The organism is Pseudomonas sp. G5001 (genome assembly GCF_013385475.1).
GTDB lineage: Bacteria > Pseudomonadota > Gammaproteobacteria > Pseudomonadales > Pseudomonadaceae > Aquipseudomonas.
The window spans coordinates 24,399-41,871 of the sequence record NZ_JACAPZ010000039.1 but is presented as its reverse complement, the minus strand read 5'-3'; the positions used below and the strand labels follow the sequence as shown (position 1 = coordinate 41,871).

Annotated in this window: 16 protein-coding genes and 2 pseudogenes; 11 read left to right on the top strand and 7 right to left on the bottom strand. The window is 62.6% G+C overall.

Annotation, left to right across the window (positions count from 1 at the left end; all coding sequences use genetic code 11):
- Positions 1 to 41 precede the first annotated feature (41 nt).
- The 6 genes and pseudogenes from HX805_RS27350 to HX805_RS27325 all read right to left on the bottom strand — a co-directional run.
- Positions 42 to 623: pseudogene (locus tag HX805_RS27350) on the bottom strand (AMP-binding protein); the annotation flags it as partial.
- A gap of 124 nt (positions 624 to 747) precedes the next feature.
- The gene (locus tag HX805_RS27345; protein WP_003211735.1) at positions 748 to 2,163 is read right to left on the bottom strand and encodes an LLM class flavin-dependent oxidoreductase; all 1,416 of its coding nucleotides are present in this window, start codon (positions 2,161 to 2,163) and stop codon (positions 748 to 750) included.
- Positions 2,163 to 2,504, bottom strand: a complete 342-nt coding sequence (locus HX805_RS27340; protein ID WP_003211737.1) for a hypothetical protein — start codon at positions 2,502 to 2,504, stop codon at positions 2,163 to 2,165. Before HX805_RS27340 ends, HX805_RS27345 begins: the two co-directional genes overlap by 1 nt.
- A gap of 12 nt (positions 2,505 to 2,516) precedes the next feature.
- Positions 2,517 to 3,713: an SfnB family sulfur acquisition oxidoreductase gene (locus tag HX805_RS27335; RefSeq protein WP_177041926.1), complete on the bottom strand. Its 1,197-nt coding sequence runs from the start codon at positions 3,711 to 3,713 to the stop codon at positions 2,517 to 2,519.
- A gap of 237 nt (positions 3,714 to 3,950) precedes the next feature.
- Positions 3,951 to 4,316: a hypothetical protein gene (locus HX805_RS27330; RefSeq protein WP_134326982.1), complete on the bottom strand. Its 366-nt coding sequence runs from the start codon at positions 4,314 to 4,316 to the stop codon at positions 3,951 to 3,953.
- Between the two features lie 152 nt (positions 4,317 to 4,468).
- Positions 4,469 to 5,032 carry a helix-turn-helix domain-containing protein gene (locus HX805_RS27325; RefSeq protein WP_003211741.1) on the bottom strand — a complete coding sequence of 188 codons (564 nt, stop codon included), beginning with the start codon at positions 5,030 to 5,032 and terminating at the stop codon, positions 4,469 to 4,471.
- Positions 5,033 to 5,124: 92 nt separating this feature from the next.
- On the opposite strand from HX805_RS27325, the gene HX805_RS27320 reads away from it, so the two are divergent.
- Positions 5,125 to 6,045, top strand: coding sequence for a DMT family transporter (locus tag HX805_RS27320; protein WP_177117471.1), 921 nt, complete (start codon positions 5,125 to 5,127; stop codon positions 6,043 to 6,045).
- A 6-nt stretch (positions 6,046 to 6,051) separates the two neighbouring features.
- On the opposite strand, the pseudogene HX805_RS27315 reads toward HX805_RS27320, so the two are convergent.
- Positions 6,052 to 7,622: pseudogene (locus HX805_RS27315) on the bottom strand (ATP-binding cassette domain-containing protein).
- A 186-nt stretch (positions 7,623 to 7,808) separates the two neighbouring features.
- Here HX805_RS27315 and HX805_RS27310 point away from each other — a divergent pair.
- The 10 genes from HX805_RS27310 (at position 7,809) to HX805_RS27265 (ending at position 17,471) form a co-directional block, all read left to right on the top strand.
- Entirely contained in the window at positions 7,809 to 10,730 is a 2,922-nt protein-coding gene (locus HX805_RS27310; RefSeq protein ID WP_003211746.1) for a monovalent cation/H+ antiporter subunit A, read from the top strand.
- Positions 10,730 to 11,074: a Na+/H+ antiporter subunit C gene (locus tag HX805_RS27305; protein ID WP_003192163.1), complete on the top strand. Its 345-nt coding sequence runs from the start codon at positions 10,730 to 10,732 to the stop codon at positions 11,072 to 11,074. The genes HX805_RS27310 and HX805_RS27305 overlap by 1 nt, the downstream gene beginning before the upstream one ends.
- Positions 11,071 to 12,753 carry a monovalent cation/H+ antiporter subunit D gene (locus HX805_RS27300; RefSeq protein WP_003211748.1) on the top strand — a complete coding sequence of 561 codons (1,683 nt, stop codon included), beginning with the start codon at positions 11,071 to 11,073 and terminating at the stop codon, positions 12,751 to 12,753. Before HX805_RS27305 ends, HX805_RS27300 begins: the two co-directional genes overlap by 4 nt.
- Complete coding sequence (locus HX805_RS27295) at positions 12,750 to 13,238, top strand: Na+/H+ antiporter subunit E (RefSeq protein ID WP_003211750.1); 489 nt, start codon at positions 12,750 to 12,752, stop codon at positions 13,236 to 13,238. The genes HX805_RS27300 and HX805_RS27295 overlap by 4 nt, the downstream gene beginning before the upstream one ends.
- The gene (locus tag HX805_RS27290; protein ID WP_003211751.1) at positions 13,235 to 13,513 is read left to right on the top strand and encodes a K+/H+ antiporter subunit F; all 279 of its coding nucleotides are present in this window, start codon (positions 13,235 to 13,237) and stop codon (positions 13,511 to 13,513) included. Before HX805_RS27295 ends, HX805_RS27290 begins: the two co-directional genes overlap by 4 nt.
- The gene (locus HX805_RS27285) at positions 13,510 to 13,878 is read left to right on the top strand and encodes a Na+/H+ antiporter subunit G (protein ID WP_003211753.1); all 369 of its coding nucleotides are present in this window, start codon (positions 13,510 to 13,512) and stop codon (positions 13,876 to 13,878) included. Before HX805_RS27290 ends, HX805_RS27285 begins: the two co-directional genes overlap by 4 nt.
- Before the next feature lie 106 nt (positions 13,879 to 13,984).
- Positions 13,985 to 14,920 carry an alpha/beta hydrolase gene (locus HX805_RS27280; protein WP_177028454.1) on the top strand — a complete coding sequence of 312 codons (936 nt, stop codon included), beginning with the start codon at positions 13,985 to 13,987 and terminating at the stop codon, positions 14,918 to 14,920.
- Positions 14,921 to 15,035: 115 nt separating this feature from the next.
- Positions 15,036 to 15,965 (top strand): sel1 repeat family protein, encoded by a 930-nt coding sequence (locus tag HX805_RS27275; protein WP_177117470.1) that lies wholly within the window; start codon positions 15,036 to 15,038, stop codon positions 15,963 to 15,965.
- Positions 15,966 to 16,099: 134 nt separating this feature from the next.
- On the top strand, positions 16,100 to 16,852 hold the full coding sequence (locus HX805_RS27270) for a 3-oxoacyl-ACP reductase family protein (protein ID WP_008432437.1): 753 nt from the start codon (positions 16,100 to 16,102) through the stop codon (positions 16,850 to 16,852).
- 31 nt (positions 16,853 to 16,883) lie between these two features.
- A complete protein-coding gene (locus HX805_RS27265) occupies positions 16,884 to 17,471 on the top strand; it encodes a TetR/AcrR family transcriptional regulator (RefSeq protein WP_177117469.1) in 588 nt (195 codons plus the stop codon).
- The last annotated feature ends 2 nt before the right edge of the window (positions 17,472 to 17,473 follow it).

The window sequence follows — 17,473 nt, the reverse complement described above, 5'->3', positions numbered from 1 at the left end:
TGCAGTATCCAGCACATCGACCCGGGACGCCTAGTTCAGCCCGACTGCGGGAAGCCCAGGCTCTGGCCGCTAATCAGCCATTGCTCCAGCACCGTCGCCAGGCCGCCTTGCCAGTGGGTGCTTTCCCCGCTCCACAATTCGGTCTTGCCCGAAGGCTGCCACCAGCGACAGAGCCGTTGTGAGGTGTCCACAGGGTCGATCCGTCGCACCATCGCCAACGTCTGGAGCCCAGGGACATACGCGTGGGTAGGCCGGATGCGCCACACTTGTTGCTGCAGGGCAGCGGGCTCGAGGTCATCCGCCAGGGTCAGGATCTGGCCACCGATCACCTGGGCGGCCAGGGCCAGCAGCAATAGGCCGGGTTCGAAGGCACCGCTGAGGGCCAGCCGCGACTGCTCGGTAAAGCCCTGCTGACGCAAGCCATCAGCCAGGCGCTCGACATCCCGCAAGGCATCGATCCAGCGCCAGGCATACCACTGGCCGTCACGTTTGTGGCGCAGGGCGCTGTGCAACGGGGTCACTTGTGCCCAATGGCGCAACTGCGCCAACGCCTCGGGCAACACCGTGACCCGTTCGGCGGGCCATTCCACATCCAGCGCAAGTTCAAGTTCATGCACGCTCATAGGGTGATGCTCCTATTGGTGAAACAAGCATGCGGTGGTCCGCTGGCCGGATTTATGTGGGCGGCGGTGGGACGGCTCGACTCGCTCGCGAAAACGGTGCGTCAGGCAACATCAATGCTGAATGTCAGTCCGCATTCGCGAGCAAGCCCGCTCCCACATTTGTTTTATGTACACCCGACAAATCACGATAGCTGGCCCCCGGATGGTTGTCCGCCAACCGCGCGCCGTCCCCAAACAATTTCTCCCGCAGGGTGCCCTGGGCATATTCGGTCTTGTACACGCCGCGCTTCTGCAACTCCGGCACCAGCAACTCGACCGCGTCGATAAAAGTCTCGTGGGTCAGTGCATAGGCCAGGTTGAAGCCGTCCACATCGGTCTCTTCAACCCATTCCTGCAACAGATCGGCCACGGTTTCCGGGCCGCCGACGAACAACGGGCCGAAGCCGCCGATGCCGACCCAGTCTGCCAGTTCATTCGGGGTCCAGACCTTGTTCGGGTCGGCAGTGGAGAAGGCTTCCACCGCCGATTGAATGGCGTTGGTATGCACATGCTTGAGGGGTTCATCGGGCTTGAACTGGCTGAAGTCGATGCCGGTCCAGCCGGAGATCAGGGCCATCGCGCCTTCGTAGCTGACATAGGATTTGTATTCGTCGAACTTGGCCTTGGCCTTGGCATCGGTCTCGCCAACGATCACCGTCTGCAAGTTGAAGATCAGGATTTTCTTCGGGTCACGCCCCGCCTCGGCCGCACGGCGGCGGATATCGGCAACGGTTTTCTTCAGCAGCACTTTCGACGGTGCGGCAACGAACACGCATTCGGCCTGTTCGGCGGCGAACTGTTTGCCACGGCTCGACGCCCCGGCCTGGTACAGCACCGGCGTGCGTTGTGGCGACGGTTCGCACAGGTGAATGCCGGGCACCTGGAAGTGTTTGCCGACGTGGCGGATCTCGTGGATCTTGCTCGGGTCGCTGAAGATCCGCCGTTCGCGGTCGCGTAACACCGCGCCCTCTTCCCAGCTGCCTTCCCAGAGCTTGTAGCAAACCTCCAGGTATTCCTCGGCGTAGTCGTAGCGCGCATCGTGTTCGGTCTGGGCTTTCTGGCCGAGGTTCTTCGCGCCGCTTTCCAGGTACGAGGTGACGATGTTCCAGCCGACGCGGCCCTTGGTCAGGTGGTCGAGGGTGGAAAGGCGCCGGGCGAACGGGTACGGGTGTTCGAAGGACAGTGAAGCGGTGAGGCCAAAACCCAGGTGTTCGGTGACCAGCGCCATGGGTGCGATCAGCGACAGCGGGTCGTTGACCGGCACCTGGGTCGCCTGGCGAATCGCTGCGTCACCGTTGCCGTTATAGACGTCGTAGATGCCCAGCACGTCGGCGATGAACAGGCCGTCGAACTTGCCGCGCTCGAGAATTTTTGCCAGGTCGGTCCAGTATTCCAGGTCCTTGTACTGCCATGAGCGGTCACGCGGGTGGGCCCACAGGCCCGGCGACTGGTGGCCGACACAGTTCATGTCGAAAGCATTCAAACGGATTTCACGAGGCATTAAACGTTACTCCGGGGGGCGACACCGTTGAGGTGGTAGTTGCCGACAATCTGGTATTTCCAGCGCAGGGGATCATCAAGGGTCGGCGGCAGCGCAGTACGCTGGCCGGTGAGTTCGAATTCGGCGTTGCTGACAGCGATGAGGGCCTCGGCAGCCGCTATCTGGGCTTCTGTGAGGGCCACCGGGCCTGGGTGGGTTTCGGCACGTTCAAACAAAGCAGCCGCTACCTCCACGCGAATCTGCAAATCGCCAAAGCGGCTGATCACGTAGGGGTCATCACTTTTCTCGACAAAGCGCCGGGTGCTTTCCAGCAGTTGGCGCGCCTGATTCAGTGCGGTCATGGATGCAGCTCCTCAGTTCCAGGCATGGCGTGCGGGCTTGACGCCGTTGAGCACGAAGTTGCCGATCAGGTGGTATTTCCAGCGGGCCGGGTCGTGCAGGGTGTGGGTACGTGCGTTGCGCCAGAAGCGGTCGAGGTTGTGCTTGCCGGACACCGAGCGGGTGCCGGCCAGTTCGAAGAGTTTGCTGCTGGCGAGCAAGGCGGTTTCCGCCGACAGCACTTTGGCCTGGGCGACGACCAACGAGGCATTGGCCACGGTGTCTTCGTTGGGGTTGGCCAGGGCCTGGTCGACGGCAATGCCTGCCTTGGCGAGGATCGCTTCGGTGCCGTGGACCCGCCATTCCAGGTCGCCGATGGCGGCGATGGTGAACGGGTCTTGCCAGCCGTGATCCTGCTGGCTGTCGATCCAGGGCCGGGCCTGGCGTGCATGAATCTTGGCTTGTTCCAGGGCCCCGAGGGCGATGCCGGTGTCGACGGCCGCCTGGATGATCTGCGAAATCGGGCCGTTGGCGGTGGGCTGGTCGAAGGCCTGGTGGGCGGGGATCACCGCACTCAGCGGCACCTTCACACCGTCGAGGGTCACGCCGCCGCTGGCGGTGGTGCGCTGGCCGAAGCCGTCCCAGCTGTCGATCACTTGCAGGCCCGGCGCGTCCCGTTCGACAAAGGCGATGAACGCCTGGTCCTTTTCGTTGACGCCCACCGTCGGCACGATATGGGCGAACAGTGCGCCGGTGCAGTAGAACTTCTCGCCGTTGATGTACGCACTGTCGCCGTCGAAGCGCACTTGTGTGTCAAACGTGCCGGCGTTCTTGCTCTTGGCTTCGGAGAAGGCATTGCCAAACCGATAGCCCTGCAGGACCTTGGCGAAGTAGTGCTGCTTTTGCTCCTCGCTGGCGGTTTGCAGGAGGATGTCGACGACGCCCAGGTGGTTCTGCGGAATCTGCCCCAGGGACGGGTCGGCGGCGGAGATCAGCTTGATCACCTCGGCCACCGTCACATAGGACACTTCCGCGCCGCCGTAGGCCTTGGGAATGGTGATGCCCCACAGGCCACTGGCGGAGAATTCGTCCAGCTCGGCCACCGGCAGGCGTCGCTCGCGGTCGCGCACGCCGGCGTCCACGGCAAAACGCTTGGCCAACTCGGTGGCAACCGCAATGGCCTCGGCGTCCGAACGGATGATGTGGGCAGGTTGTAGGGGTTGGGCTGACATGGGCCGACTCCAGGCGCCAGAGAGATACTGGAGTGATTGCAGGAGTCGTGCCCGAATGCGATGCGCAATGAAATCAGCAGGTTGCCGGTATATCAGGGAAGTCGTTGGCAGTTCAAAACAGCAAAGTGTCCAACCACTGTTGCGCTGCCAACAGTTGATCATCCGGGAGCAAGGCCCCGTGGTGGCTTTCAATACCGGCGACACTGACTTCGGTATTGAAAGCCAACTCACTGCCACTCAGGCATCGGCAGGACGGTCGTCCACGATATAAAAACTATGGTCAGAAAGGCGCTCGTCATGTCCATCTTGACGCACGCCATATTTTGCCTCCACCACCTCACGGCGGAAGACAATACCGTTCACAACATCTTTGTATTGGTGCTCCAGCGACTTTACCTCGATGTGACCAAACAGCAAGCCGTTCCCCCTGACCGTCCACCTGATTGTTTGCCCGATAGCCAGTCCCGGATACGCGGGAATAATGATCGAGGCTTGCCCACCCTGCATCTCGGGATAATTCACATGGTTCCCGTGAGAGGGATTAATGCGTGGACGGGGAAGCAAGTCACTACTCTTGATGTGCTTTGAGTCTTGCGCTGTCATCAGTGTGCTCTCCATTTAGTGAAGCCAACTGCCCCTTCCGCCCGCGCTCCGATTGAGCCAGTTCTCTGAGCAGTAACTCCCACACTAGATTCAACCCAACGCTGATGTAAGCTGTGAAATCTGACAGTTGACAACACTCAAAGCCAAGAGTCTTAAATCACCACGTTGCGCACAAACCGCACCGCCACGTCGCCGTCATTGCGATAGGCGTGAAGGTAGCGGCTGGCGAACATCAGGAACTCACCGGTGGCGACGTTTTTTTCCTCATCCCCCAGCACCAGCGTCAGGGTGCCTTCGAACACAAACAACTGCACGCTCCAACCCTCGGGGTCCGGTTCAGGCATGTAGCGATCGCCGGGCTCCAGGCGCATCTCCCATAGTTCCACCTCGCGACGCGCGGTGGCCTTGGCCAGCAGCACGGCTTTGCTGCCGGGGATGTCACCGGCCCAGGCCAGTTCGTTGATACGGCTGTGATCAGCGGCATCCGGGGCCTGGATCAAGTCGCTGAAGGCCACGTCCAGGGCTTCGGCCACCCGGTCGAGGGTCGACAGGCTGACGTTTTTCTCCCCCGCCTCGATTGCCACCAGCATGCGCCGGCTGACGCCGGATTTTTCGGACAGCGCCGTCTGGCTCAACTCAGCCGCATGGCGCAGGCGCCGAACGTTCTGGCTGACGTGTTGCAGGACCGAGGCCCGTTGCGGATTTTCTTTGTGCACTATATTGCTCACAGGGTGGGGTTGCGCAGTATACTGCCCAGCTTGCGGCGCATTGTGCGGTCCGCGCCCTTCCTGTGCAAGACCGAGCCGCCATGACCACCTCCCCGTTGTTTTCCCGTTTCAGCAAAGCCGAATGTGTATTGGTGGTGATCACCATGTTTTGGGGCGGCACCTTTTTGCTGGTGCAGCACGCCATGGCGGTCAGCGGCCCGATGTTTTTCGTCGGCCTGCGTTTTGCTGCAGCGGCGCTCATCGTCGGGGCGTTCTCATTCCGCAGCCTGCGGAGCCTGACGCTGTTTGAATTGAAGGCTGGCTGCTTTATCGGTGTGGCGATCATGTTCGGCTACGGTTTGCAGACCATTGGCTTGCAGACGATCCTGAGCAGCCAGTCGGCATTTATTACTGCGCTGTATGTGCCATTCGTGCCGCTGCTGCAATGGCTGGTATTGGGACGGCGGCCGGGGTTGATGCCGAGCATCGGCATCATGCTCGCGTTTACCGGGCTGATGCTGCTGACCGGCCCGGCCGGGGCATCATTGAATTTCAGCCCCGGTGAAATCGCCACGTTGATCGGTGCGGTAGCAATTGCCGCCGAGATCATCCTGATCAGCGCCTTTGCCGGGCAGGTGGATGTACGCCGGGTAACGGTGGTGCAACTGGCCACGGCGTCGGTGCTGTCGTTCCTGATGGTGGTGCCGATGGGCGAGGCACTGCCGGGGTTTTCCTGGTTGCTGCTGTTCAGCGCGGTGGGCCTGGGGCTGACCAGCGCGGTGATTCAGGTGGCGATGAACTGGGCGCAGAAAAGCGTCTCGCCGACTCGCGCCACGCTGATTTATGCCGGGGAGCCGGTGTGGGCCGGCGTAGTCGGGCGGATTGCCGGGGAGCGCTTCCCGCCGATTGCCATGGTGGGCGCGGCGTTGATCGTGGCGGCGGTGATTGTCAGTGAGATGAAAACCCGCCGGCAGCGGCTCGCCGAGCCCCAGGCCGAACTGGAACATGAAAACCAGGGTTAAGCGGCCTCAGAGGCGCAACTCACCGTCCAGGTTGATGGCCTGCAGGAACGCCTCGTCATGGGACACCACGATCAGCGCGCCCTGGTACTGATTGAGCATTTGCTCCAGGGCAATCCGGCTGGGCAAGTCCAGATGGTTGTCGGGTTCGTCCAGCAACAACAATTGCGGCGGATGCTCGGCGTAGAGCTGTGCGGCCAGGGCAATTTTCAGACGCTCGCCGCCGCTCAGTTGGCGCGTATCGAGGACCGCCCGGTCGGCATCGATGCCCATTTGCGCCAGCCGGGTACGCGCTTCGCTTTGCGCCAGTAGCGGATTACTTTCGTAAAGCCATTGCACCGCCGTGCGCTCGGGGTGCTCCAGCCCGGCGTGTTGATCCAGCCAGCCGAACTGCGCACCAGCCCGCCGGAGGCCACCGACAGCTGGCCTGCGATCACCCGCAACAGGCTCGACTTGCCGCTGCCATTGGCCCCCACGATTGCCATGCGCATCGGGCCGGTCAGGGTCAGATTGATCGGCGCCGGGCTGCCAAACGGCAACACCACGTCGTTCAACTGCAGCACCAGCTTGCCCTGGGGCACCACGCTTTCCGGCGACAGCATCATGCGCTGGATCTCGGGCGCACACCGCGCACGCGCCTCGGCGATCCGTTGCTGTTGCTGCTCACGCGCCAGCTGCTGGTTGAGGCGCAACTTGCCCTGGCTGTTTTCACTGCGCTCTTTCTGGGCGTTGGTGATCAGTTTGGTCTGGTTGCCATCCCGGGCCTGGCGGTCGCCCCGGGCATTGCGGCGCTGCTGACGCTCCATCTGGATGACCGCTTCACGCTGCTCACGTTTGGCGTGCGCGCGCTCCCCCTGCAACGCCGACTGGAACGCCTGCTGCTCCTGCTCCCGTGTCGCCGCATAGTGGCTGTAATTACCGCCGTACACCGCCAAGCCCTTGGGCGACAGTTCGACAATCTCGTCCATGTGCTCCAGCAGCCCGCGATCATGGCTGATCAGCACCAGGCCGCCGGGCCACCGATCAATCTGCTGGGCAAGCTTGTGCTGCTGATCAATGTCCAGGTGGTTGCTGGGCTCATCGAGGATCAACCAGTCTGCCCTCGACAACCAGGCGCCCAGCAAAGCGACGCGCTGGCGTTCGCCGCCACTGAGGGCCGCGGTTGGCGAGTCGGCAGTCAAGTGCCCCAGGCCGATTTGCTCCAGGGCCGCCGCCAGTCGAGGCGCGCAATCCCATTGATCAACGGCCAGTGCATGGTCGTGTTCGTCCACGCTGCCCTCGGCGATGCGCGCCAACGCCGCCAGCACTTGGTCGACACCCGCCAACGCCGCCACGCTGGGATAGTGTTCGGGCTCCAGCAGTTGCGTCACCGCGTACACACTTCCCTCACGGCGCACATGCCCGCGGGTGGGCTGCAGGGTGCCCGCGAGCATTGCGCCCAACAAGGACTTGCCAGTCCCGTTGGCCCCCACGAGGCCGGTCGCCCGGGCGCTGAAGGCATGGTTCAGGTTGTCGAACAGGCTGCGTCCATCCGGCAGGCTGCAGGCGACATGGTCAAGGTGGAGCAATCGCTGGGTCATCACACGTCCTTATGCAATAGGCTGAAAAAAACCTTTGAACAGCATACCTGTCCTGGATACGGGCACTGAAACAATGCCAAACAGCCTTTTTCAGCCTACCTTGTAGGATCCTGCCACATCTTGCCGTTTGGTGATCAAGATTCCGGCACGTATGATGCATCCCAAACTCCCGCAGATTAGAAGCCTATGTCCCTGATAGTTCTACTGCTTCTGCCTTTTATCGGCAGCTGTCTGGCGGCCTTGCTGCCGCACAACGCACGCAACACAGAGTCCCTGCTGGCCGGCCTTGTGGCCCTGGTCGGGACGGTTCAAGTCGCCCTGCTGTACCCCCAGATCGCCCATGGTGGCGTGATACGTGAAGAATTCATGTGGTTGCCCAGCCTCGGGCTGAACTTCGTATTGCGCATGGACGGTTTTGCCTGGTTGTTCTCGATGCTGGTGCTGGGCATCGGGACCCTGGTGTCGCTGTACGCCCGGTATTACATGTCGCCGGAAGACCCGGTGCCGCGCTTCTTCGCGTTTTTCCTGGCCTTCATGGGTGCGATGCTCGGCCTGGTGATCTCCGGCAACCTGATCCAGATCGTGTTTTTCTGGGAGCTCACCAGCCTGTTCTCGTTCCTGCTGATCGGCTACTGGCACCACCGCGCCGATGCCCGGCGTGGCGCCTATATGGCGCTGATGGTCACCGGCGCAGGCGGCTTGTGCCTGCTGGCGGGGGTGATGCTGCTCGGGCATATCGTCGGCAGCTACGACCTGGACCAGGTCCTGGCTGCCGGTGATCAGATCCGTGCCCATTCGTTGTACCCGATCATGCTTGCCCTGGTGCTGATCGGCGCCCTGAGCAAAAGCGCGCAATTCCCCTTCCACTTCTGGCTGCCCCACGCCATGGCTGCACCGACGCCGGTGTCGGCCTACCTGCACTCGGCAACGATGGTGAAGGCCGGCGTGTTCCTGCTGGCCCGCCTGTGGCCGTCGCTGTCCGGCAGCGAAGAGTGGTTCTGGATTGTCGGCGGTGCCGGCGCCATTACCCTGCTGCTCGGCGCTTATTGCGCCATGTTCCAGAACGACCTCAAGGGCCTGCTGGCCTACTCCACCATCAGCCACCTCGGGCTGATCACCTTGCTGCTGGGCCTCAACAGCCCGCTGGCCGCTGTCGCCGCCGTATTCCATATCCTTAACCACGCCACTTTCAAGGCGTCGCTGTTCATGGCGGCGGGGATCATCGACCACGAAAGCGGCACCCGTGACATCCGCAAGCTCAGCGGCCTGTTCAAGCTGATTCCGTTTACCGCCACCCTGGCGATGGTCGCCAGTGCGTCCATGGCCGGCGTGCCGCTGCTCAACGGTTTCCTGTCCAAGGAAATGTTCTTCGCCGAGACCGTGTTCATCTCCGCCACCGCCTGGGTGGAAATCGCCCTGCCGGTCATCGCCACCATCGCCGGTACCTTCAGCGTGGCCTATGCCCTGCGCTTTACCGTGGATGTGTTCTTCGGCCCCAAGGCCACCAACCTGCCCCACACCCCGCACGAGCCGCCACGCTGGATGCGTGCGCCGGTGGAGTTGCTGGTGTTTACCTGCCTGCTGGTGGGGATTTTCCCGGCCCAGGTGGTCGGTTCGATCCTCGCCGCAGCGGCCCTGCCGGTGGTCGGCGGCGAACTGCCGGAATACAGCCTCGCCATCTGGCACGGCTGGAACGCGCCGATGATCATGAGCCTGGTGGCCATGTCCGGCGGCGTGGTGCTCTATCTGCTGCTGCGCAAGCAACTCAAGTTGGGCCGCTTCAAATACCCGCCGATCATCAGCTACTTCAATGGCAAGCGCGGCTTCGAGCGCTGCCTGGTGGTGATGATGCGCGGGGTGCGCAAGATCGAAAAACGCATCAGCACCAAACGCCTGCAAACCCAGCTGTTCCTGCTGGTGCTGGCGGCGGTGATCGCCGGGTTGATCCCGATGCTCTACAGCGGCATCAGTTGGGGCGACCGGCCGAAGATCCCGGGCTCCATCGTGTTCGTCACCCTGTGGCTGCTGGCAATCGCCTGCGCCCTGGGCGCCGCCTGGCAAGCCAAGTACCACCGGCTGGCAGCCCTGACCATGGTCAGCGTGTGCGGGATGGTGACCTGCGTGACCTTCGTCTGGTTCTCGGCGCCAGACCTGGCGCTGACGCAACTGGTGGTGGAAGTGGTCACCACCGTGCTGATCCTGCTGGGCCTGCGCTGGCTGCCACGGCGGATCGAAGAAGTTTCCCCACTGCCCAGCTCGCTGCGCAAGGCACGCATCCGCCGCCTGCGGGACTTCCTGCTGTCCACCGTGGTCGGTGGCGGCATGGCGCTGCTCTCCTACGCGATGCTGACCCGCCAGACGCCCAACGACATCTCCTCCTTCTACCTCAGCCGTGCCCTGCCAGAAGGCGGTGGCAGCAATGTGGTGAACGTGATGCTGGTGGACTTCCGGGGCTTCGACACCCTGGGAGAAATCACCGTGCTCGGCGCCGTGGCGCTGACCGTCTACGCCCTGCTGCGCCGCTTCCGCCCGTCGAAGGAAAGCATGGAACTGCCCGCGCAACAGCGCCAACTGGCACCCGACGTGGCCACCGACCTGATCAACCCGCGCCAGGCCAGCGACACCGCCCTGGGCTTCATGATGGTGCCGGCGGTGCTGGTGCGCCTGCTGCTGCCGATTGCCCTAGTTGTCTCGTTCTACCTGTTCATGCGTGGGCACAACCAACCGGGCGGCGGGTTTGTCGCCGGCCTGGTGATGTCCGTCGCGTTCATCCTGCAATACATGGTCGCCGGTACCCAGTGGGTCGAGGCGCAGATGAGCCTGCGGCCGATGCGCTGGATGGGTTTTGGCTTGTTGTCGGCAACCCTGACCGGGCTGGGCGCACTGCTCGCCGGCTACCCGTTCCTCACCACGCACACCTGGCACTTTAGCCTGCCGGTGCTGGGGGACATCCACGTCGCCAGCGCGCTGTTCTTCGACGTCGGTGTGTACGCCATGGTGGTCGGCTCGACCTTGCTGATGCTCACCGCCCTCGGCCACCAATCGGTGCGCGCCCATAAACCCAGTAACCAGGCGAAAGCCGTTGCCAGCCCAGGAGGAGCCGCCTGATGGAAGAAGTCATCGCAATTGCCATTGGGGTCCTGGCGGCCTCCGGCGTCTGGCTGATCCTGCGGCCACGGACGTTCCAGGTGGTGATGGGCCTGTGCCTGCTCTCCTACGGGGTCAACCTGTTCATCTTCAGCATGGGCAGCCTGTTTATCGGCAAGGAGCCGATCATCAAGGATGGCGTGCCGCAAGACTTGCTCAACTACACCGATCCGCTGCCCCAGGCCCTGGTGCTGACGGCAATCGTGATCAGCTTCGCCATGACCGCACTGTTCCTGGTGGTGCTGCTGGCATCCCGGGGCCTGACCGGCACTGACCATGTGGACGGCCGGGAGCCCAAGGAATGACCTGGATGAATCAACTGATCATCGCGCCGATCCTGCTGCCGTTGCTGACCGCCGCGCTGATGCTGATGCTCGGCGAGAAGCACCGCCCGCTCAAGGCGCGGATCAACCTGTTCTCCAGCATGGTGGGCCTGGGCATCGCCGTGCTGTTGCTGTACTGGACCCAGAAAGGCGGCCCCGGCTCCATCGGTGTGTACCTGCCGGGCAACTGGCAGGTGCCGTTCGGCATCGTGCTGGTGGTAGACCAACTCTCGGCGATGATGCTGGTGCTCACCGGGATCATTGGCGTCAGCGCCCTGCTGTTCGCCATGGCCCGTTGGGATCGGGCCGGCACCAGTTTCCATGCGCTGTTCCAGATTCAGCTGATGGGCCTGTATGGCGCCTTTCTGACCGCCGACCTGTTCAACCTGTTCGTGTTTTTCGAAGTGCTGCTGGCGGCGTCCTACGGCCTGATGCTCCACGGTTCCGGCCGGGCGCGGGTGTCGGCGGGGCTGCATTACATCTCGATCAACCTGCTGGCCTCGACCTTGTTCCTGATTGGCGCGGCGCTGATCTATGGCGTCACCGGTACCCTGAACTTTGCCGACCTGGCACTGAAAATCCCCCTGGTGCCGGAAGCCGATCGCGGCCTGCTGCATGCCGGTGCGGGCATCCTCGCCGTCGCCTTCCTGGCCAAGGCCGGAATGTGGCCGCTGAACTTCTGGCTGGCGCCTGCCTACTCCTCGGCCAGTGCGCCAGTGGCGGCGATGTTTGCGATCATGACCAAGGTTGGGGTGTACACCGTGCTGCGTCTGTGGAACCTGCTGTTCTCCGGCCAGGCGGGCGCCTCGGCGCTGTTCGGTGGCGACTGGCTGATCTACGGCGGCATGGCGACCATCGTCTGCGCGGCGCTGGCGATGATTGCCGCGCAACGCCTGGAACGCATGGCCAGCCTGAGCATTCTGGTGTCCGCCGGGATCCTGCTGTCGGCGGTGGGGTTTGCCCAGCCAAGCCTGACCGCCGGGGCGCTGTTTTATCTGGTCAGCTCCACCCTGGCGCTGAGTGCGCTGTTCCTGCTGGCCGAGCTGATCGAGCGTTCGCGCTCGGCCAACGACATGCCCCTGGACGATGAAATCGAAGCCCTGCCCAAGGCCATGGAATCCCTGCATCCACCGCCCGGCACCAACCTCGACGATGAACAGAAAGCCGTGGTCGGCCAGGTGATTCCCTGGACGGTGGCGTTCCTCGGCCTGAGCTTTATCGCCTGCGCCCTGCTGATCATCGGCATGCCGCCGCTGTCCGGGTTTATCGGCAAGCTCAGCCTGCTCAGCGCCTTGATCAACCCGATGGGCCTGGGCAATGCCATCGACGAACCGGTGCGTCCGGCCGCCTGGGGCCTGGTGGCACTGCTGATCTTCTCCGGCCTGGCTTCGCTGATCGCCTTCGCCCGCCTCGGCATCCAGCGCTTCTGGACCCCGGAAGAACGTCCATCGCCGCTGCTGCGCCGCTTCGAATGCGTGCCGATTTTCTTCCTGCTGGGCCTGAGCATCGCCCTGACGTTCAAGGCCGAGCCGCTGATGCGCTATACCCAGGCGGCCGCCGAGAGCCTGAACAACCCGGAACACTATGTGATGGCGGTCATGGCGACGCGTCCGGTGCCGAGCCCTGAAGCCAAGGCCGCCGCCCTGGAGGTGCAGCCATGAAGCGCCTGTTCCCTGCCCCGTGGCTGTCATTGGCATTGTGGTTGTTGTGGCTGGTGCTGAACCTGTCCGTCAGCCCCGGCAACCTGCTGCTGGGGGCGATCCTCGGCTTTGCGGCACCGCTGATGATGGCGCCGTTGCGCCCGCTGCCGATCCGCATCCGCCGCCCGGGGGTGATCATCCGTTTGTTCTTCCTGGTGGGGCGTGACGTGATCATCTCCAACCTCGCCGTGGCCTGGGGCATCCTGACCTGCGGCTCTCGCCCACCGCGTTCGCGCTTTATCAAGATCCCCCTGGACCTGCGGGATGCCAACGGCCTGGCCGTGCTGGCGATGATCACCAGCGTGACGCCGGGCACCGTATGGTCGGAACTGGCCCTGGACCGCAGCGTCCTGCTGATCCACGTGTTCGACCTGGATGACGAAGCGCAGTTTATCGAGCACTTCAAACACGCCTACGAACGGCCCCTGATGGAGATCTTCGAATGAGCGCCCTGCTCTCCAATGCGATCCTGTTCAGCCTGTTCCTGTTCTCCCTGGCCATGGTGCTGACCCTGGTGCGCCTGTTCAAAGGCCCGTCGGCCCAGGACCGGGTGCTGGCGCTGGATTACCTGTACATCCTGGCCATGCTGATGATGCTGGTGCTGGGTATTCGGTATGCCAGTGACACCTATTTTGAAGCGGCGCTGTTGATTGCGCTGTTTGGCTTTGTGGGGTCGTTTGCCCTGGCGAAATTCCTGCTGCGCGGGGAGGTGATCGAATGATCAATGTCGATGTGTTGCCGCTGTGGGTTGAAGTGATCGTCGCGGTATTGTTGGTGCTTAGCAGCCTGTTTGCGCTGATTGGGGCGATTGGGTTGTTGCGAATGAAGGACTTTTTCCAGCGCATGCACCCGCCGGCGTTGGCCTCGACCTTGGGCGCCTGGTGTGTGGCGCTGGCCTCGATCATCTACTTTTCGGTGCTCAAGTCCGGGCCGGTGTTGCACGGTTGGTTGATCCCGATTCTGCTATCGATCACGGTGCCGGTGACCACGTTATTGCTGGCACGCACCGCGTTGTTCCGCAAGCGCATGGCCGGGGATGATGTGCCGGCTGAAGTCAGCAGCCGTCGCACTGACAGCGGCAGCTGATCCCGGCAGGCGCCGCAGTGGTGAAATTCGTTCTCCAATAGAATCCATAAAATAGAACCTCAATCGCTAATCCCGGTATCGGGATCACTTTATGAGGTTCTCCCCCATGGCATTCACTCCCCTTGTCCAGGCCCATCTCGACGCGTGGGTTGCCTGCGCCGCTGACTTCGGCCCATTTCTCACGGGCCAGGAAACCACCCTCACCCTCAATGAGCAGCGCAAGGCTTATGAGCAGGTGCTTTGTTCCCATCCGATTCCCGCCGGTGTCAGCTTTTGTGACGTCGATATGGGTGGCGTACCGGGCATGATGGTCGTGCCTGATGGGTTTGAGGGTGACCAGGTGCTGCTTTACATCCACGGCGGTGGTTATGTCGGCGGCAGCCCGCGGGGCTACCTGGGCCTTGCTGGCCACTTCGCAAAACTGCTGGGTGCAAAAGTCTACCTGCCCGACTACCGCCTGGCGCCCGAGCATCCGTTCCCCGTACCTATTGATGACACGTTGCAGGCTTATCGCTGGCTACTCGACCAGGGCAATGACCCCAGGTCCATCGTGTTCTCGGGCGATTCGGCCGGCGGCGCAATGGTGGTGTCGGTGATGGTCAAGGCCCGCAACGCAGGCCTGCCACTGCCCGCCGGGGGCGCCGCCTTGTCGCCGTGGGCCAACCTGGAACACACCGGCGCCTCCATCGACAACCGTGACGGCCTCGACCCGCAAGCCTCCCGCCTGGGGCTGACGCTGCTTGCAAAAGCGTTTCTCAATGGCGCGCTGCCGAATGATCCCGATGCGTCGCCGGTGTTCGCGGACGTCCGGGGATTGCCGCCCATTCTGGTGCAGATCGGCGAAAACGAAGTCATGCTCAGCGACGCCATGCGCCTGGCCACCCACCTGGGGGAAAACCGGGTACGCGTGTCGCTGGAGGTTTGGCCCGGGATGTTTCATGTCTGGCATTTGTTTGCGGCAATCTTGCCCGAAGGCATGCAGGCCGTGGCGAATGCGGCGTTGTTTCTGGACCAGGCAATACGTGGCAGCCGTAGCGCTTGAGGGGTTGCCCAGAGCGCGGGAAAGGCAGCGCTCCTGCCGATAACTATCTGTCACCTGGGACCCCACCGCCCCACCTACCTTTATCGGACAACGTATCCCGATACAGGTAATGATCATGTATACCCATTCCGATGCACTGACCACGCTGTTTGATTTGCTCAACTCGCTGAATGCGCTGATTTCACATTTGACGAGCCAGCAACAGGCAGCCAAGCAGCGGGGCCTCGAGTTGTATCAACTCGGTGAATTCGAAGAGTGCGAAATCCACCTGACCATCTCCGCCTCGGCCGGCGATGCGCCGTCCCAATACGCCCTGGGCGAAGCCATCCGGCGCCGGGTCGGCAGTGTCGACCCCGCGGCCCAGGCGTGGTACCGCCTGGCCGCCGCCCAGGATCATGTGTACGCCCTGATGCGCCTGGGTGGCGAAACCAACCTGGCCAAGGCCAAGGCCCTCGCCCAGGCAGGTGCCGATGCTGGCGACGGCGCAGCGATGCTGCAGCTGTATGAACTGACCAAAGATCGCTCGTGGCTGAGAAAGGCAGGTGATGCCGGCTGCGCCGAGGCCTATTACATTGCGGCGCTGTTGTACGACAAAAACCCGGAGGCCAGTGACAACCGCGACTCCATGCTCAGGTATGCGGCCTTCAAGGGCTTCCCGCCAGCGATGAAGTGGCTGGCCAACATGCAGACCTACTACCGCAACCTCTCCTACCAGCGCATACACCTGGAAAAACGGCTGGCGCTGAATGACCTTGATGGCGTCATGACCTATGCCGGTGCGCTCGGCGGGTTCGATATCGATGAAAGTGGCACCAACCGCTATCACTACCCCGAGAACAAAATCCACGCCTATGGGCTCTACTGGCTGGTCATGGACAGTACCCGGCAAAACCCACGGCACGCCGATGCCGCAGGCTACCTGCAACAACTGGCCAGCGCGCTGACTGCCGAAGAAATGGAAACAGCCAAGGCGTATGGCCGCCAGTGGAAAACCGAGCACCCGGCGCTGTCGGAGTTCAGGTTGACCTACAGCGACCTGAAATGACCGGCGTCTGATGAAGGATTCGAGAGCACATCCGGCAGTTAAAGATTAATTAATCCAAAAACAGCTTGGCTAAGTATTTCCAGGCTGGTACGGTTTAGTGGATTATTTAATCCACTAAACCTCAGGCCTCCCCCATGACAGCTCACACCCCTCGCTTCAACCACAAAGTCGCCCTGGTCACCGGCGGTTCCCGCGGTATCGGCGAAGCGATTGTCCGCCGGCTTGCAGCTGAAGGTGCAGCGGTCGCGTTTACCTATTCCTCCTCTGCCGACAAGGCGCAAGCGCTGGTTGGCCTGATCGAAAGCAAGGGCGGAAAAGCCTTGGCGATTCAGGCCGACAGCGCCGATGTGGCGGCAATAGAACGGGCGGTCGCGGCCACTGTCGAGCATTTCGGCGCCTTGAATATCCTGGTCAACAACGCCGGGATCCTGCTGATGGGCACCGTCGACACCTTCAGCCTGGAAGACTTCGACCGAATGTTTGCGGTCAATGTGCGGGCCACGTTTGCGGCGGCCAAGGCCAGCTCGGCGGTGATGCACACGGGTGACCGAATAATCACCGTCGGCAGCGTGGTCGCCCAACGTTCGGGCTTCCCGGGCTCCAGCGTCTATAGCATGACGAAGTCGGCGATCGCCGGTATGATCCGCGGCCTGGCGATTGATTTCGCCCCGCGCGGCATCACCGTCAACAACGTGCAGCCGGGCCCCACCAGCACCGACATGAACCCGGCAGACGGGCCCCATGCGGACATGATCAAAAGCCTGATCCCCTTGGGCCGCGTAGGTACCGCCGACGATGTTGCCGGCATGGTTGCTTATCTCGCGTCCGAAGAAGCGGCATTTGTCACCGGCACAAGCATGACCATCGATGGCGGCTACCTGGCCTGAGCCTTCACCTGCAATTTCCCCCGAGGTAACCATGGCAAGACCCAGAGCATTCGACCGCGACCAGGTGCTGCGCGAGGCCATCCGGGTTTTCTGCGACAAGGGTTTTGCCGCGGCCTCGACTGAAGAACTGATGCAGGCCATGGGACTGAGCCGCCAGAGCATGTACAACACCTTTGGCGACAAACGTCAGTTGTACCTGCTGGCGATGGCCGAGTATCAGCGCACCGGCGTCGACGACTTGATCGAGCGCCTGAACCAGGGCCCGACCCCGCTGCAGGCACTGCACGACACCCTGCAATCCTTCGCCACCCGCGCCCTGCGGGAAGGGACGGCGGGTTGCATGGGCGTCAATGCCATCTGCGAGTTCGGCCTGGAAGATGATGAGATCAATCAACTCACCGCCCACAGCGCCGAACGCTTGCGCAACGCATTCGAACAGACGCTGGAGCGTGCGCAGGAACAAGGCGAATTGACCGTCGGCACCGATCGCTCGGGCGCGTGTGATTTTCTGATGGCCACCCTCAGCGGCATGAAAGTCGCCAGCAAGGGCGGCGCCACCACTGAGCAACTGGAGCGCATTGCGGGGTTTGCACTGCGGGCGCTCAGCGCAAAAGCGTGATC

Coding starts and splice junctions, on each gene's coding strand:
- HX805_RS27345 (WP_003211735.1), bottom strand. CDS start 2,163: ATGCCTCGTGAAATCCGTTTGAATGCTTTCGACATGAACTGTGTCGGC.
- HX805_RS27340 (WP_003211737.1), bottom strand. CDS start 2,504: ATGACCGCACTGAATCAGGCGCGCCAACTGCTGGAAAGCACCCGGCGC.
- HX805_RS27335 (WP_177041926.1), bottom strand. CDS start 3,713: ATGTCAGCCCAACCCCTACAACCTGCCCACATCATCCGTTCGGACGCC.
- HX805_RS27330 (WP_134326982.1), bottom strand. CDS start 4,316: ATGACAGCGCAAGACTCAAAGCACATCAAGAGTAGTGACTTGCTTCCC.
- HX805_RS27320 (WP_177117471.1), top strand. CDS start 5,125: ATGACCACCTCCCCGTTGTTTTCCCGTTTCAGCAAAGCCGAATGTGTA.
- HX805_RS27310 (WP_003211746.1), top strand. CDS start 7,809: ATGTCCCTGATAGTTCTACTGCTTCTGCCTTTTATCGGCAGCTGTCTG.
- HX805_RS27305 (WP_003192163.1), top strand. CDS start 10,730: ATGGAAGAAGTCATCGCAATTGCCATTGGGGTCCTGGCGGCCTCCGGC.
- HX805_RS27300 (WP_003211748.1), top strand. CDS start 11,071: ATGACCTGGATGAATCAACTGATCATCGCGCCGATCCTGCTGCCGTTG.
- HX805_RS27295 (WP_003211750.1), top strand. CDS start 12,750: ATGAAGCGCCTGTTCCCTGCCCCGTGGCTGTCATTGGCATTGTGGTTG.
- HX805_RS27290 (WP_003211751.1), top strand. CDS start 13,235: ATGAGCGCCCTGCTCTCCAATGCGATCCTGTTCAGCCTGTTCCTGTTC.
- HX805_RS27285 (WP_003211753.1), top strand. CDS start 13,510: ATGATCAATGTCGATGTGTTGCCGCTGTGGGTTGAAGTGATCGTCGCG.
- HX805_RS27280 (WP_177028454.1), top strand. CDS start 13,985: ATGGCATTCACTCCCCTTGTCCAGGCCCATCTCGACGCGTGGGTTGCC.
- HX805_RS27275 (WP_177117470.1), top strand. CDS start 15,036: ATGTATACCCATTCCGATGCACTGACCACGCTGTTTGATTTGCTCAAC.
- HX805_RS27270 (WP_008432437.1), top strand. CDS start 16,100: ATGACAGCTCACACCCCTCGCTTCAACCACAAAGTCGCCCTGGTCACC.
- HX805_RS27265 (WP_177117469.1), top strand. CDS start 16,884: ATGGCAAGACCCAGAGCATTCGACCGCGACCAGGTGCTGCGCGAGGCC.